Source organism: Methanogenium marinum (assembly GCF_028912405.1).
GTDB lineage: Archaea > Halobacteriota > Methanomicrobia > Methanomicrobiales > Methanomicrobiaceae > Methanogenium > Methanogenium marinum.
This window is the reverse complement of record NZ_JAKELO010000002.1, coordinates 2,139,039-2,153,476: the sequence shown is the minus strand read 5'-3', so window position 1 is coordinate 2,153,476 and position 14,438 is coordinate 2,139,039. Positions and strand designations below refer to the sequence as shown.

At 43.9% G+C, this 14,438-nt stretch carries 16 protein-coding genes; 8 read left to right on the top strand and 8 right to left on the bottom strand.

Going from position 1 to position 14,438, the window contains the following annotated elements; genetic code table 11:
- Positions 1-9 precede the first annotated feature (9 nt).
- Genes L0665_RS10805 through L0665_RS10665 form a run of 3 tightly spaced genes read left to right on the top strand, consistent with a single transcriptional unit; the run spans position 10 to position 5,240 of the window.
- On the top strand, positions 10-3,312 hold the full coding sequence (locus tag L0665_RS10805) for a type II/IV secretion system ATPase subunit (protein WP_338036438.1): 3,303 nt from the start codon (positions 10-12) through the stop codon (positions 3,310-3,312).
- Positions 3,305-4,228: a type II secretion system F family protein gene (locus tag L0665_RS10670; RefSeq protein ID WP_274925668.1), complete on the top strand. Its 924-nt coding sequence runs from the start codon at positions 3,305-3,307 to the stop codon at positions 4,226-4,228. Before L0665_RS10805 ends, L0665_RS10670 begins: the two co-directional genes overlap by 8 nt.
- A gap of 1 nt (position 4,229) precedes the next feature.
- Entirely contained in the window at positions 4,230-5,240 is a 1,011-nt protein-coding gene (locus L0665_RS10665) for a type II secretion system F family protein (protein WP_274925667.1), read from the top strand.
- 246 nt (positions 5,241-5,486) lie between these two features.
- On the opposite strand, the gene yciH is transcribed toward L0665_RS10665, so the two are convergent.
- Entirely contained in the window at positions 5,487-5,792 is a 306-nt protein-coding gene (gene yciH, locus L0665_RS10660; protein WP_062399989.1) for a stress response translation initiation inhibitor YciH, read from the bottom strand.
- Positions 5,793-5,944: 152 nt separating this feature from the next.
- On the opposite strand from yciH, the gene L0665_RS10655 reads away from it, so the two are divergent.
- Complete coding sequence (locus tag L0665_RS10655) at positions 5,945-7,450, top strand: cobyric acid synthase (protein WP_274925666.1); 1,506 nt, start codon at positions 5,945-5,947, stop codon at positions 7,448-7,450.
- Here L0665_RS10655 and L0665_RS10650 read toward each other — a convergent pair.
- Positions 7,424-7,690 (bottom strand): hypothetical protein, encoded by a 267-nt coding sequence (locus tag L0665_RS10650; RefSeq protein WP_274925665.1) that lies wholly within the window; start codon positions 7,688-7,690, stop codon positions 7,424-7,426. The genes L0665_RS10655 and L0665_RS10650 overlap by 27 nt on opposite strands.
- Positions 7,683-8,165, bottom strand: a complete 483-nt coding sequence (locus L0665_RS10645; RefSeq protein WP_274925664.1) for a YkgJ family cysteine cluster protein — start codon at positions 8,163-8,165, stop codon at positions 7,683-7,685. The genes L0665_RS10650 and L0665_RS10645 overlap by 8 nt, the downstream gene beginning before the upstream one ends.
- 102 nt (positions 8,166-8,267) lie before the next feature.
- On the opposite strand from L0665_RS10645, the gene L0665_RS10640 reads away from it, so the two are divergent.
- Entirely contained in the window at positions 8,268-9,449 is a 1,182-nt protein-coding gene (locus L0665_RS10640; protein ID WP_274925663.1) for a nucleotidyltransferase family protein, read from the top strand.
- Here L0665_RS10640 and L0665_RS10635 read toward each other — a convergent pair.
- Both L0665_RS10635 and L0665_RS10630 read right to left on the bottom strand, forming a co-directional pair.
- The gene (locus L0665_RS10635; RefSeq protein WP_274925662.1) at positions 9,446-10,231 is read right to left on the bottom strand and encodes a CBS pair associated ParBc domain-containing protein; all 786 of its coding nucleotides are present in this window, start codon (positions 10,229-10,231) and stop codon (positions 9,446-9,448) included. The genes L0665_RS10640 and L0665_RS10635 overlap by 4 nt on opposite strands.
- 66 nt (positions 10,232-10,297) lie before the next feature.
- The gene (locus L0665_RS10630) at positions 10,298-10,765 is read right to left on the bottom strand and encodes an Hsp20/alpha crystallin family protein (RefSeq protein WP_274925661.1); all 468 of its coding nucleotides are present in this window, start codon (positions 10,763-10,765) and stop codon (positions 10,298-10,300) included.
- 169 nt (positions 10,766-10,934) lie between these two features.
- On the opposite strand from L0665_RS10630, the gene L0665_RS10625 reads away from it, so the two are divergent.
- Positions 10,935-11,612: a hypothetical protein gene (locus L0665_RS10625; protein ID WP_274925660.1), complete on the top strand. Its 678-nt coding sequence runs from the start codon at positions 10,935-10,937 to the stop codon at positions 11,610-11,612.
- 40 nt (positions 11,613-11,652) lie between these two features.
- The gene (locus tag L0665_RS10620) at positions 11,653-11,919 is read left to right on the top strand and encodes a thioredoxin family protein (RefSeq protein WP_274925659.1); all 267 of its coding nucleotides are present in this window, start codon (positions 11,653-11,655) and stop codon (positions 11,917-11,919) included.
- Here L0665_RS10620 and L0665_RS10615 read toward each other — a convergent pair.
- Complete coding sequence (locus L0665_RS10615; RefSeq protein ID WP_274925658.1) at positions 11,914-12,489, bottom strand: HVO_0476 family zinc finger protein; 576 nt, start codon at positions 12,487-12,489, stop codon at positions 11,914-11,916. The two genes, L0665_RS10620 and L0665_RS10615, sit on opposite strands and share 6 nt — an antisense overlap.
- Positions 12,490-12,554: 65 nt before the next feature.
- Here L0665_RS10615 and L0665_RS10610 point away from each other — a divergent pair, with 65 nt between their 5' ends.
- The gene (locus L0665_RS10610; protein WP_274925657.1) at positions 12,555-13,070 is read left to right on the top strand and encodes a DUF371 domain-containing protein; all 516 of its coding nucleotides are present in this window, start codon (positions 12,555-12,557) and stop codon (positions 13,068-13,070) included.
- Here the strand turns inward: L0665_RS10610 and xseB are convergent.
- Positions 13,006-13,185: an exodeoxyribonuclease VII small subunit gene (gene xseB, locus L0665_RS10605; protein WP_274925656.1), complete on the bottom strand. Its 180-nt coding sequence runs from the start codon at positions 13,183-13,185 to the stop codon at positions 13,006-13,008. The genes L0665_RS10610 and xseB overlap by 65 nt on opposite strands.
- Positions 13,169-14,407, bottom strand: a complete 1,239-nt coding sequence (gene xseA, locus L0665_RS10600) for an exodeoxyribonuclease VII large subunit (RefSeq protein WP_274925655.1) — start codon at positions 14,405-14,407, stop codon at positions 13,169-13,171. The genes xseB and xseA overlap by 17 nt, the downstream gene beginning before the upstream one ends.
- Positions 14,408-14,438 lie beyond the last annotated feature (31 nt).

Genomic DNA, 14,438 nt, shown 5'->3' with positions numbered 1-14,438 from the left:
GGTGAAGAGATGAAAGAGAAAAAATCATTTTTTGGGGGATTGCGTCGTGGAAATAAGTCAAAAGAAACCAGTGATGCTGTATTGCCAGAAGAAAAAACAGTGCAGGATATCCCTGCCGGACAGGAAAACAATCTGATACCAGCTGATGAAGAAAAACGTTCTGAAACGGAAACCACCTCGGCTAAATCATATGAAAATGGTATCTCAGATTATACACGACCAAATGAAACTCTTGGAAATCTGCTGGCCGACATCCGGGGAATGGACACAAATACGAAAAACACGGATGAAAAACCAGATTCGAGCAGATCTCATACAAATAATTCAATATCCGAAAGCAATGAATCAGGAGAAAAAAGATCTACATTCAGGGACATTATTGCAGGAATTCATATAAATGAATCCGAACACGACTCTGCTCAAAAAGAACTGAAACCAGAAGATAAAACTGTCCCTGCCGGATTGATACCGGACAAAAATACAGAAAAGACAGAAGAAGAAATAAATCAGGACATCAGGGAAGAAGATCCTGAAGAAATACCAATAGAACAGGATACAGAACAATTCATAACCGGGAAAACAGAAGGGAAGAATATTCCGGAATTCGGGAGCGAGAATACCGAAGAAATACCAATAGAACAGGATACAGAACAATTCATAACCGGGAAAACAGAAGGGAAGAATATTCCGGAATTCGGGAGCGAGAATACCGAAGAAATACCAATAGAACAGGATATAGAAACATTCATACCAGAAAGAAGAGAAGAGGAAATTATTCCGGAATTCAGGGAAGAAAATACCATAGATCAGGATATGGAGGTATTCACACAAGCCAAAAATGATGGAGGTGGAGTCCCGGAATTCAAAGACGAAATTTTTGACGGTGATCTTTCCGAAGGGGACACAACAAAACAAGAGTCCACGTCACATCTGAATTCACTCATCCAGTCAGTACAAAATGAATCCCCTGAAAATATTGCACCTAAAACACCAGAGGTCACGGTGGATGCAGAAAGCAGCCACCTTGATTCACTGATTGCTGACAATAAGGAGAACACCAATCCATCAGTATTAGAGAGTTTTGACAATCAGGCTGAAATGAAAATTGATGGAATAATTAGTGAATTGCTTAACAACAAAGAGGAAACTCCTGAAATAAATTATTTTGCTGACATACCTGAGGAATCCAAAGCAGGAGATCTCAGTTCAATGATACAGGAAATACAGGATTCTGAAACTGCATTAAACAAGATACCTCCTCAGCGAAAAACAGATGATATCATCAACGAACTGGTGGATGCATATGATGATGCAGAACCAATACCTGAAATCAATCAGCTCAAAAATTCAACAACAAGAATTACCCAGATGATTGAAGAAATTTCAAGTGACGGAGACTTAAGTATCCGCAAAGAAAAAATCGAAATCAGGCCTGAAAATGCACACTCTCATTCAGAACCGACAGGTAAGAGAAAATTACGTAAAGATGGGATAATTAGTGCAGAAGAAGCAGCAACCATTTCAGATCATATCCTGTCAGGTGGCGCAGAATTAGACCTTGAGGAATTTCACATCTCTAACACTGCACACAATTTTGAGATGGATAACAGAAAAGAGATCTTAGCTGCACTGGATGGAATCGTTGACGGTGATCTGGAAAAGCTGGACTTTTCAAAGCTGAAACCTGCTGAATCTGTTTCAGAAGAAGATACAAATAAAGACCAAAAAAAGAAAAAATTCGGTCAGGGCCTTTTTAGTAAAATCATGGGCAAGGTTGTGGAATATGACCCTGCAATCCATGGATCCCTCATCGATCTTTCACATGAAAGTGCTGAAGGAATTGAAGAAATCGAATTATATCCGGTAAATGAACCATACGCCTACATCCGAATTATCTTTGACCATAACAGTCATGAATACCTTTACACGGTAATTGAACCGGAACTTTCAGAAGGAGAAAAAGTATTGCTGCAGGAACTGACGCAGCGATTGTTTGAAACACTGGACATCAACACCAAAGATCTCACAAAAGAACGGGCACGTTCAACCCTGACAGAGGCTGTTGACCGGATTATCTTCGATTACGGTATAAAACAGGATCCGGTATCAAGGGAAAAAACCCTTTATCATATTCATAAAAATTTCGTTGGAGACGGACGTATCGATGCCATCATGCATGACAAATATATTGAGGATATTTCCTGTGATGGTATCGGTGCACCCATATTTGTATTCCATTCAAATTATGAATCAATCCAGACAAATATCTCCTATAACCATGCTGAAGAACTTGACTCATTTGTAACCAAACTTGCCCAGCGTGCAGGAAAATACATCTCAATTTCTGAACCGATGCTTGATGCAACAATGACAGACGGGTCACGAATTCAGATGACCCTTGGTCACGAAGTGACAGCCCATGGGTCTACATTCACCATCCGTAAATTCAAGGATGAACCAATCACTCCAACAGATCTCATAGAATGGGGAACCTATTCACCACTCTCCATTGCGTTCCTGTGGCTTGCTGTGGAGAATGGGAAATCCTGTATATTTGCAGGAGGTACAGCATCAGGAAAGACAACTTCTTTGAATGCGATATCACTCTTCATTCCACCTTTAGCGAAGATTGTCACACTTGAAGATACCCGTGAACTGAAACTTCCGCACAAGAACTGGATCCCTTCCATTACCAGAGAATCATTTGACAGCGGCGGGAAAGGTTCAATTGATATGTATGAACTGCTGCGTGCAGCACTCCGTCAGCGTCCTGAATACATCCTCGTAGGTGAAGTACGTGGAAAAGAGGCACAGACACTTTTCCAGGCTATGAGCACCGGTCACGTAACCTATGCAACAACACACGCTGATTCCGTTGCCAGTGTTGTTCACCGATTTGAAAATCCTCCAATGGATGTACCCCGGAATATGCTGAGTGCCCTTGATTTGGTCAGCGTACAGGTGCAGGCACGATTTGGCGGCCAGAGGATTCGACGAAATAAAACACTCATTGAGATCCTCGATATTGACCCCCGGACAAATGAACTGATCACCAATGAGGTATTCAAATGGAATGCAGCTACCGATGAGATACGATTCTCCGGTAAATCCTACATTCTTGAAGATGTTATGGAAGTCAAAGGATGGAATGATGCCCGTATGAAAGAGGAACTCAAACGGCGTCAGGAAATTCTCGAATGGATGAGAATAAAAAAGATCCGTCATTTCCAGGAAGTTGGGAAAGTGCTGCTCTCCTATTACCAGGATCCGGAAACCGTGATGGAACTTGTCAGGAGTGATCTCTATGAATAGTTATCAGAGAATCTGTTTCAATATCATTGGAGAGCGACTGAAAGCGAAAAGGGATGATTTTCTCTTTTTACGCAACGACATGATGCGCGCACGAATGACTGTCCCCTTTGAAGCATATCTTGCAACAGCCTACATTACTTCCATCCTTATTGGATTAATCTTCGGAGCCCTGATTGGTTTTGCTACATATCTATTCCGCCTGCCGGATCTTCTCGTCTACTATGGACAACTACCTGATTTTATCATTGCCCTGAACCCATTTAAGGCGTTAATCGGAGGAATAATTGTAATGGTAGTCTGTCTGGTTGTATTTGGCGGAATTACCTACGCAATATTCCTTATTTATCCTGGAATTATGGCAGGAGAACGAAAACGTAATATCGACGCAACCCTTCCGTATGCAATTAATTATATCACCGCAATGTCAACAGCAGGAATCACACCTGCAGAAGTTTTCCGGCTGCTTGGACAGAGTAAAATTTATGGCGAAAGTGCCGTTGAAGCACGGTATATAGCACGGGAAATCGATATTTTTGGAAAAGATCTCCTTGATTCCCTGAGAATTGCCGGCCAGTATACACCAAGCAGCAGAATGCGTGAGTTCCTTCAGGGCGCATCTGCAAGTATCTCAGCAGGAAGTAACCTGACGGAATATTTCCGTGCAAAATCAGAACAGTATACCCGGGAAAACCGCATGGAACAGAAGACATTCCTGGAAACTCTGGGATTAATCTCAGAGTCGTATGTGACAGCGCTTGTAGCCGGAACACTTTTCCTTATCATTCTTCAGTCTATCATGTCGACAATCAGCGGAGAAACAGATCCCCTGTTTCTGTATGCGGTAATTTATGCCGTCATCCCACTGGGCAGTATCATGTTTGTGATTCTCATCAGTTCAATGACTCCGGAGGTGTAAAATGAAATTATTTGATACCAAAAAAACAGACGATAATGCGCATGATACACCATCACAAATCCAGACAGATGAAGAGATCATTGCCCGGGTGGAAGAACAGCACCGTTCGAATGAGGGGATTGGTAAATTCATGCGGCATCCTGTTCAGGTGCTCACTGAAAAACCAATGAATGTTTTGATTCTCACCATTCCTGTTGCAATAATTGTCTTTGTTATTGGACTGATACTGCAGGTAAGTAAATACGGAGTATTTCTTGCACTGACAACAACAGGCATTGATGACTACTTCCTTCTTGCAGTATTGATTGCATCAATTCCCCTTGCAATACTGGATTTGAAATACTCAATGAGAGTGAGAAATCTCAATATATCACTGCCTAACTTCTTCCGGGACGTTGCCGGAATGAATGAAAGCGGCATGACATTACCAAATGCGATTCATGTTGTTGCAGAAGGAGAATATGGCTCCTTAACGAAATATATTCAGAAACTTGATGCAGAGATGTCATGGAATATTCCATTTGTCGATGCAATATACCAGTTCGGAGAGCGGATAGGTACATCACTTGCACAGAGAAGTGTTGATCTTATTGCAAAGGCAAGTCGCGCAGGTGGTGATGTCAGTGAAGTCCTGCGTGCTGCCGCAAATGACAGCTTTGAATTTGTCAATCTCGAAACAGAACGACGCAATAACATGCTCATTTATGTTATTATTGTACTCATTTCCTACCTGGTCTTCCTCTTTGTAATTGCAGTGATGACGGGAACATTTCTGGAGACAATGGCACAGGCTGGCGGGGCTGTATCAGAGTCAGGAAGTGGTGGAACAACATTCGGGGGTGCCATTGATATGGATTTCTACCGGCGGCTTTTCCTTCATGCATCTGTAATTCAGGGGTTCTTTTCAGGCCTTGTTGCAGGGCAAATGGGTGAAGGGCGTGCGGTTGCAGGACTGAAGTACTCTGTCATTATGGTTGTCATAGGATGGGTTGCATTCAGACTGTTTATCTGAAAAAACCTTCTTTTTTTAGCAAAATACCTGATAGTATCGATATTTATACCCTTTTCAGGAAGAGGGAATTTTTACCTTTTCCCAATGATTACCCTGAAAGTCAATTGAACAACCTTTTGCAGTGTATCACCAAAAGCATGTTTCCTTTTGTAAGATCTTTCTGCAGTTATTCCTGATTAGTAGCATAGGATGGGATACATTCAGACTGTTTATCTGAAAAAGACCCAACACATTTAAAAAAAAAAATTAACTGATATTATCTAGCTTATATCCTTTATCAAGAAGGAGTTTCTTCACCCGTTCACGATGATTCCCCTGAAGCTCAATTGAATTACCTTTCACTGTACCGCCACATGCAAGCTTCCCTTTCAGGTACTTCTGCAGTTCATCCAGGTCAATGTCATAGGGATCAAGACCATCAACCACGGTGACCTCTTTGCCATACCGACGACGGTTTATCTTAACACTGATCTGCTGCTGTTCTTTTGCTACTTCTTCGCAGATACAGAGTTCTTTGGGCAGTCCGCACTTTGGACATATACCTCCAGTCATTACCATGTACCTTCATGCTATGTTTATATATTTGTTGGCATGAACCACTGATTCTTTGTTCACTAATTCATTACAAGTCATATATTGTAATTCAGATTCGCAGAAATAAATCAAAATAATTTAACCCACATAAAAAGAAGTATGTATCAGACATGTCCGTGATGATTCTTGGAACTGCATCCCATGTTGGAAAAAGTATCACGGTAACTGCACTATGCCGGATTCTTTCCAATTATGGGTATCGTGTTGCACCGTTCAAATCCCAAAATATGAGTCTGAACTCATATGTAACCACAACCGGCGATGAGATTGGTATTGCTCAGGCAGTACAGGCACTCGCGGCACGCACGACGCCATCTGCAGAGATGAATCCCATACTTCTAAAACCAAAAGGCGATAGCGAATCACAGATTGTGCTTCTGGGAAAACCGTTTTGTGATGTACATATTGGAGAATACTATACCAAAACCAATTATCTTCTGAACATTGCTCTTGAGGCGTTCTGGCACCTACAGGACGCTTACGAGATGGTCGTTATTGAAGGCGCCGGCGGTGCTGCTGAATGCAACCTGTATGACCGCGATATTGCAAACATCCTCCTCGCAAAAAAACTCAGACTTCCCATTATTCTCGTCGCAGATATTGAACGCGGGGGAGTCTTTGCACAGGTGCTGGGAACCCTGATGCTTCTCCCTGATGATGTCCGCCAAAATGTACGGGGTATTATCATTAACAAATTCTGTGGAGATGAACGACTTTTTGAGGACGGCAAACGATTTCTGGAAGAAAAATCCGGCATTCCCGTTCTGGGAGTAATCCCGTATTCTGACATTCCCCTGCCAAGTGAGGATTCCCTTTCCATAAAGGATAAAAAAGCAGGCGGAACAGGAATCAGAATTGCAATTATCCATCTGCCAAAAATATCTAATTTCACCGACTTTGAACTGCTGGAACAGCATGCATCGGTTGAATATATTCAGCCCGGAACTGTCCTCCGGTCATTTGACTGCATCATCATCCCGGGCACAAAAAACACCATTACAGACCTGCAGTATCTCTATGATTCAGGATATGCAGACCAGATCAATGCGGCGCATAAAGCAGGCATCCCTATCATAGGGATCTGCGGTGGATACCAGATGCTTGGAGAGACAATTACAGATTCGGGCCAGGAATCATCCAAAGGTGTATATCAGGGCCTTGGACTCCTGAACATCACCACACAATTTTCAGGATATGAAAAAACAACCATTCAGGTTACCCGAACGCCACTTACCCATTCTCCCATTCTCCGGAGAATGGGTAGTGTCAGCGGATATGAAATACATACTGGAGATACTTCAGTCAGGGACTGCAAACACGCATTTGATGGCGAAGGTGCAGTCTCCGATAACGGCCAGGTATTTGGAACATACATGCATGGCCTCTTCCTGAACATGAACGCTGTACATGCACTTCTTTCCTATCTGTCTGAAAAAAACGGGACAGAATACATTCCTGCTGAATCGACCAATTCCATAGACGATGATACCGTGTATGATACTGTGGCCCACCATTTTGAACAGTCACTGGATGTACGGACACTTCTTGCCATTGCAAAAGAGGGAGTTCCCTATACTGAAAGCAGACCATCAGCTGATAATGGAAAAAATACTTGAAAAACCCTCTCCATTCATATCATTACAGCATACAGCAGATACCCTCTTCAAATCAACATCTACCGTTGTCCGCGAGGCAAGACAGAACGCCCGTCCGGGTGAGGGCACCCATCTGCCGCCTTCCCTGAACTGGCTTGAATGGATGCAGAACCTGCAACGGACAACCTCTTCTTTTTTTCCCGGGAGGCACTGAACCATGCCGCCGACAGAATCAATGAAACGATGATTTTTCTTAGTCATACCAAACGGCCCGGTATCCTTTGTCTTCCAGGAGGGATGAAGCCACTTCTTCCCAGTTTTCATCCGGGAGAACAGCAATTGTACTCTTCCACCATTCTGAGAATGTATCATCATCCGTAAGGACGGAATCTTTCCCTTTTACCCGTGCAACCGGTATTTTTTCCGCATCAAAAACCATCATTCTGCAACACTGAAAATCTTTGCAGAACTTCGGTGCAGTGTCATAGATGATACAGGGATATTCCCCTTCCTCCTCTAAAAGAAACGGGCACCACCCTTCGGTTACCGACCGCGCCTCTGCAAAGTCAAAATCATCACGATATTTACGGGGAATCATGGCATAACAGGTTTCACCCGAAATTTCATGCTTTACAACAACCTGATTCGCCCCCATCTGACTGATTGCTTTTACATATTTACCCATACCAAAACAGCACCTGCCGCACTTCGTGCAGGAAAAATCTTCATGCTCCATATCTGGAGAATGGAAGGAATCCTATGTTATTCTATCGTTTCTGTCAAAGTTCTGTATATCATACCGGCAGAATTTAACCCAAAGTACGACAACATATGGAGTATGAAGGTATGCATCATGTGTGGCGGAGAGGGGACCCGTCTACGGCCACTGACCTTTGAACGGCCAAAGCCCTGCATCCCAATTGTAAATATTCCATCAATAATTCATCTTGTCGACCATCTCTCCAATCTTGGATTTACCGATATTGTTGTAACACTCGGCTACAAGGGCGATGATATTCAGGACCTACTCGGCGATGGGTCACTCTTCGGTGCAGAAATCACCTATGTACGGGATCCTGTCAAACTGGGTACTGCAGGGAGTGTAAAAAATGCTGAAGAATACCTGAATGATTCACCATTTCTGGTGGTAGGCGGAGACCATATCACGGACATAGACCTCCTCCAGTTTTACCGGGAACATCTCCGTGGTGACGCAATAGCCTCTATTGGTCTCATCTCCATCGATGAACCATCAGAATACGGAATCGCAGAAATCGATGTGAATTATGAGATTATGCGATTTACCGAAAAACCGTCCCCTGGCCAGATATTTTCCAATCTTGCGAGCACCGGAATGTATGTCTGCAATCCGGGAATCTTTGAATACATACCGGAAAATACCAAATTTGACTTTGCCAAAGATCTCTTCCCTATCCTTATGGAACATCCGGAAACACATATTTCAGGCTGGCTTGCGCGCGGCAATTGGTCTGATGTAGGAAGTCCACGTTCCCTGAGGGAAGCAGAACACTGGAAACTGCAGGAGATGTCATACACCAATATATCAGGTGACATCACCATCAAGGGGGCAACCGTTCATGGCCCGGTTCATTTTGGTGAAGGTGTAGTAATTGGTGAGAATTCAAAAATCATCGGCCCGGTATCCATTGGTTCCGGCACGATTATCGGAAACAGGGTTATCATCGGCCCTTACACATCTCTTGGAAACGACTGTGTCATTCGCGAAGGGGTTAAAATATTCTCATCATCGATTTACAACCATGTCCATATCGGAGCTGATACCACAATAAGCGGCAGCATTATTGATAATGAAGCAGCAATACGGGAACGATGCAATATTGAGAATGACACCGTAATAGGTCCCCGTTCAGTAATTAAACAGGGTAGTGTTGTTCATTCAAAAACACGGATATGGCCGGAAGCAGTCATTCCGGAACATAGCGTTGTGACAGAGGATTACCTCAATCCGGACTATGAAACCCTTTGTTCGGGATCCTAACTGTGCCTGACCAGACGATGCGTCAATGCAACAAGGGGATGCCGGGCATAATCCAGAATTTTGATGTCATCAAGAGTTGAAAGATTCATCTCACGTGCAGTCCGTTCGAGCCCGAGTTCAATATCCTCATCAATTTCAATAATATAGGCATCCAATTCTTTTATTCCAAGTCGATGGGCTGCAACAGCACGATGATGCCCGTCAACAAGCACAAGCCTTCCGGGACGCCGGACAACAATAAGTGGTTCGGCAAGTCCTTTTTGTATTTCATACATTCTCCCTTCAAGTTCATCCTGATAAATTTTTGACTGGGTGGGAAGGAGATCTTGTATTATAACTTTTTCCCTGACAAGTGTTGGTTCAATATCATGTAGCTGACGAAGCGTATCAATGAATTTAAACACCTTATCGGGTGAAACATGCTCAATCTGAGAACGGATCACATCTGCATTTGAGATGATGCCAATGAGATTGTTGTCATCGTCAACCACAGGAAGTTTCTGTATCCCAGACCTGAATATCACACGGGCCGCGTCATTGATGTCCATATCAGGATCTGCAACAATAAGGTGACGGGACATTATCTTCTCAATTGGAGTATAGGGATATACAAAGAGAAGATCACGGGCAGATACATACCCTACAACCTTCCGATCATCAATTACCGGAAACCCATCGTGATGCGTATCACGAATTGCATTTATAACATCCTTTGCGGTCCCCTGTGCATTAATGGAGACAACATCATATGTCATATAGTCGCGGACCTTCTTTTTGTCCATTGTTTTCACTATTTACTCGGACGATTCTTAATAACTAGGGAGAAAGCCACACATTAACCAAAAAAGTTAGTTTATTGGGATGACACTCCCCGTCTCAGGGATTGCCTTCCGGAGTCGAACTTCCAGCACTCCATTACGGAAGGCGGCACTGGCTTCTTCGTCAATTACTTCAACCGGGAGGGATACAATACGGCGCATCTTTCCTGAAAGGCGCTCACGGGTAAAATATTCATAACTTTCCGTTTCATCACCAGGTTCTGTAACACCTGCAACAGACATTTCCAGATTCATGGGATTTATCAGCCGTATCACAACATCTTTTTTATCAATTCCCGGAAGATCGGCAACGACGATCACTTCGTCCATATCTTCGCGTACATCAACTCTGAATTCCCTTTTGAGTGCTGGCCTGACCATAGAAGGAAGTGACGCTCCGGCAGCTACGGTGCTTTGCACACGTGATTCCCATTCTGCCATCATTTCATCAAGTTCATTCCAGAGTAGAGAAAATGGATATCTCCTTCTTCGAATCATACTATCATCTCCTTATGCTGACGATCCGGTGCTGCATAACACAGAATCAACAGATACTAATCCCGACAGTATGGAGGATAAATGTTTCCAGACCATCATTTTTGTGATACCTCCGGTAAACCAACGCCAATATACATATTTAATACAGAACAGAGTTGAAATAATACTAATGGCAAAAGAGAAGAGCGCAAAGAAAAAAGACGACTGGACAAAAACCCTCACACGGGTATTTGTTGTCATCATTCTGATATCATGTGTGCTCGGGTTTTCACTCACATTGGGTTTTTTCTCGATTTTTAAATCCGCAGCAGATGGATCAGGCATTGTTGTCAGTTACACAATCCGTGACGACAGCGGCGTGGCCGTGCTTTCGTCAGATGATACCGTCATTCAAAACGAAGTCTTGATAGCAGGTGCCTCACAACCCCTGCAGATGGTCATTGGTCAGAATTATACTGACTTTATTGTACCAATTGAAGTGTATATGTACCCAAACGGTTGGAATACCTATGCTTTCTTTGAACCCGAACTGACAACCATCGCTGATGAAGCAAAAGGGATGCACGAAGGGGATGCAAAGACAGTCTTATTCCCATTCGGAGAGACAATGACACGGGAGATGACAGCAGAGCAGTATGGTCTCATTGGTGGGAACTATTCAGAAACAGCAGTTGGAATGTGGATTCCTCTTGGATTTGCACCACAACCGGAAGTTGTCCTCGACAATGAAACAGCACCCGAAACTGTTGCTACCAGAATGTCAAAGATAATTGCAAAGGATAACAATACCCTGACAGTGCAGTATGGATATGCCTCTGCAGATATTACTATAAACCAGCTCATCTGAAACAAACAGTTTCATATATTCTTTTTTCCTTTTTACCAGTATGACAGTAGAAATACTCTGTTTTCATCAGGACGGGTGCCCTGGTTGTGATGAACAAAGGTCCATCAATCATGAAATTGAAGAAAAACAGGGAGTTACGATAACAGATATTGATGCGGTAAAAACAGAAGGAGCAATCCAAAAATATGCTCTGCGGGTCACACCCACAATTCTGGTTTTTGTTAACGGAACGGAAAAAGAACGAATGGAGGGAATAACACCCGGCCCGGTTCTTGAAGAAATGTTAAAAAAATATATCTGGTTATAAGCGGGTCCCATACACACGACGGATTTTCCGTGCATATGCCTTCCATCCATCTTTTCTCATCATAGACCCGTTTCGCATTTTGATATGAGTTATACGGGCACTCATACCCTCAATATTCTCAATACCCCCAATCTGAAAATCACGTTCACCATCACAGCGGAGATAGCATGGAATTGTGCGCATTCCATCGTGAACAGAGATTTTTACAACCACGCTGTCAATGAGCCGTGTCCAGAGAGCGGTAATATCCGGGGCTTTTGCACGGGATGGGCGACGTTGCCCCACCTCGATGCCACATACCTCAACCGTATAGACTTCCTCCCCGACGTCAGCAACAAAAAAATCTCCAATAAAACAGATATCCGATTCATTTAGTTCAATTGTCCCGACCTTGGAGCTATCTTCATCACTGATTATTGTCCGGACAACAATCGGTTCCGGTGGGATGGGGCGCGACACATGATGAACATGGCTGCACACCTTACACTGAACCAGAAGGTCGGATGACTCCTTCAGGATACTGTGAGTTGTCTCTTCCCCACAAATGGGACAGAGTACTTCGTACGTCATTGGCTATGTTATTAGCACTATAAACGGATTAACCTGAGCCTGAACACAGGTAATGATTTTTGAGTATGCAGTCAAACATAGTACCTCTGTTCATGAACAAACGGCATGGTGAAAAACTAATCTGCAGCGGCCACCCGAATATCATGGCACTGCATCAGTCCACATTTGAAATCACAAAAGAAGTACATCTCACACCCAGTGGAACATGCATCATTGGGGTGCATGCAGACAAAGGACTTTGTGATTTAAACCCGGAATTCATAAAATCACTCGCTTCAGACACCGCACTTCTGGTGACAACACTCTCTGCAGGAAAAGAAACGTGTACAATTACCGCACGGGGAAGCAGTCAGATGACACTCAACCACCCAACAGATCTTGTGTGGAGAAGAAGTTCATATATCGACAACAGAACCATTGGAATTCATGCTGATTTCACCGCGAAAACACTTCCACGGGAACTGATTGCTGCAATTATTGAAGACGAAAAGATGACCGTGAATATGGAAATATTCACTATTCCTGAAGAAGAACGATCTTCAGCTCCGCAGATTCAAGCATTTTTTCACAGATTTTTATAAGCTCCACCCCATGTTCATAATGGGTGAGCATCTCTTCGAGCGGGACGGCACCTGATTCAAGCGTCCTGATTATTTCTTTGAGTTCCTTTAAATTTTCTTCATATGTCTGTGTCATACGTCACCTCATGGATACAGGCCCGTGCAGAACCATCTCTGAAACTCAGTGAAATCTCATCTTCAGAAGAGAGAGACGCTACTGATTTTACGAGCATTCCGTCTTTTTTGACCAATACATACCCCCGCCGTACGGGACCATACGGGTCCAGGCTTTTCATTTGTGCTTTTTCTGCTGCAAGAATCATACGATTACTCTGACATTCACGGCTGACAAGCGTTAGGATACGATCACTGATTTCATTCATATATTCCTGTTCACGGGAAATGTGAACCCGGAGTCTGTCAGGGCGCAGCCTAAGGCGGAAATCTTCAATGTCTGAATGGAAACGATGGAAATAGCGCCGGGTAGTCTCAGATAAACGCTGGTCAAGCGTTCGAAGCTCCTGCTTCAGTTCAATTTTATCCGGGACAACAAGCTCTGCTGCTGCAGACGGGGTCGGTGCCCGGACATCTGCGGCATAATCAATGAGTGTGGTATCAACTTCATGACCAACCGCGCTGACAACCGGTGTCCGGCAGGCACTAACGGCTCGGACTACCTCCGGATGATTAAAAGAAAAGAGATCCTCAAATGAACCCCCGCCCCGCCCGACAATGATCACATCAACCTTCCCGTCAAGAGAACGGATGGCGTCAGCAATTTGATGTTCAGACCCCTGTCCCTGGACACTGCATGGAGACAGCATAAGAGTCACCGGAAACCGGCGCGCAATTACCTGTTCTATATCACGGCGTGCAGCACCGGTCTCTGCTGTTACCACTCCCACAACCTGTGGATATTGGGGCAGTGCCTTCTTCTTTGACAGGGCAAAGTGCCCTTCTTCTTCCAGCATCTGTTTCCACTGGTTTACCAGCCGGTACACTTCACCGCGACCTGCCTCTTCCATTTCTCTCGCAATGAATTTGTACTCACCACCCGGCTCATAGAGATCCACAGACCCATACACCCGTACGCGCATTCCATTTACCGGGGAAAATGTCAGTTCACGCCCATAACTTTTCCACATTGCACAGCGGATAACCGAGGGACGTGTACCCGGGTCCTCAGACAGGGAAAAATACCGGTGACCGGACCGGTGGTGAAGATAATTTGTAATCTCTCCTTCAACCCAGATATTTTTGATACGCCTGTCATCAAGGAGTGATGCAATTACCGCCGTCAGGGAAGAAACGGAATATATACCGGAATCTCCGGAACCCCCATCTTCCATTGGTCGCATGAACACTATTTTATCGCATTCCCATATGAAT

Bases quoted from the DNA above. Each gene is read 5' to 3' on its own strand.
- L0665_RS10805 (WP_338036438.1), top strand. From the start codon at position 10: ATGAAAGAGAAAAAATCATTTTTTGGGGGATTGCGTCGTGGAAATAAG.
- L0665_RS10670 (WP_274925668.1), top strand. From the start codon at position 3,305: ATGAATAGTTATCAGAGAATCTGTTTCAATATCATTGGAGAGCGACTG.
- L0665_RS10665 (WP_274925667.1), top strand. From the start codon at position 4,230: ATGAAATTATTTGATACCAAAAAAACAGACGATAATGCGCATGATACA.
- yciH (WP_062399989.1), bottom strand. From the start codon at position 5,792: ATGACTGGAGGTATATGTCCAAAGTGCGGACTGCCCAAAGAACTCTGT.
- L0665_RS10655 (WP_274925666.1), top strand. From the start codon at position 5,945: ATGTCCGTGATGATTCTTGGAACTGCATCCCATGTTGGAAAAAGTATC.
- L0665_RS10650 (WP_274925665.1), bottom strand. From the start codon at position 7,690: ATGACTAAGAAAAATCATCGTTTCATTGATTCTGTCGGCGGCATGGTT.
- L0665_RS10645 (WP_274925664.1), bottom strand. From the start codon at position 8,165: ATGGAGCATGAAGATTTTTCCTGCACGAAGTGCGGCAGGTGCTGTTTT.
- L0665_RS10640 (WP_274925663.1), top strand. From the start codon at position 8,268: ATGAAGGTATGCATCATGTGTGGCGGAGAGGGGACCCGTCTACGGCCA.
- L0665_RS10635 (WP_274925662.1), bottom strand. From the start codon at position 10,231: ATGGACAAAAAGAAGGTCCGCGACTATATGACATATGATGTTGTCTCC.
- L0665_RS10630 (WP_274925661.1), bottom strand. From the start codon at position 10,765: ATGATTCGAAGAAGGAGATATCCATTTTCTCTACTCTGGAATGAACTT.
- L0665_RS10625 (WP_274925660.1), top strand. From the start codon at position 10,935: ATGGCAAAAGAGAAGAGCGCAAAGAAAAAAGACGACTGGACAAAAACC.
- L0665_RS10620 (WP_274925659.1), top strand. From the start codon at position 11,653: ATGACAGTAGAAATACTCTGTTTTCATCAGGACGGGTGCCCTGGTTGT.
- L0665_RS10615 (WP_274925658.1), bottom strand. From the start codon at position 12,489: ATGACGTACGAAGTACTCTGTCCCATTTGTGGGGAAGAGACAACTCAC.
- L0665_RS10610 (WP_274925657.1), top strand. From the start codon at position 12,555: ATGCAGTCAAACATAGTACCTCTGTTCATGAACAAACGGCATGGTGAA.
- xseB (WP_274925656.1), bottom strand. From the start codon at position 13,185: ATGACACAGACATATGAAGAAAATTTAAAGGAACTCAAAGAAATAATC.
- xseA (WP_274925655.1), bottom strand. From the start codon at position 14,407: ATGCGACCAATGGAAGATGGGGGTTCCGGAGATTCCGGTATATATTCC.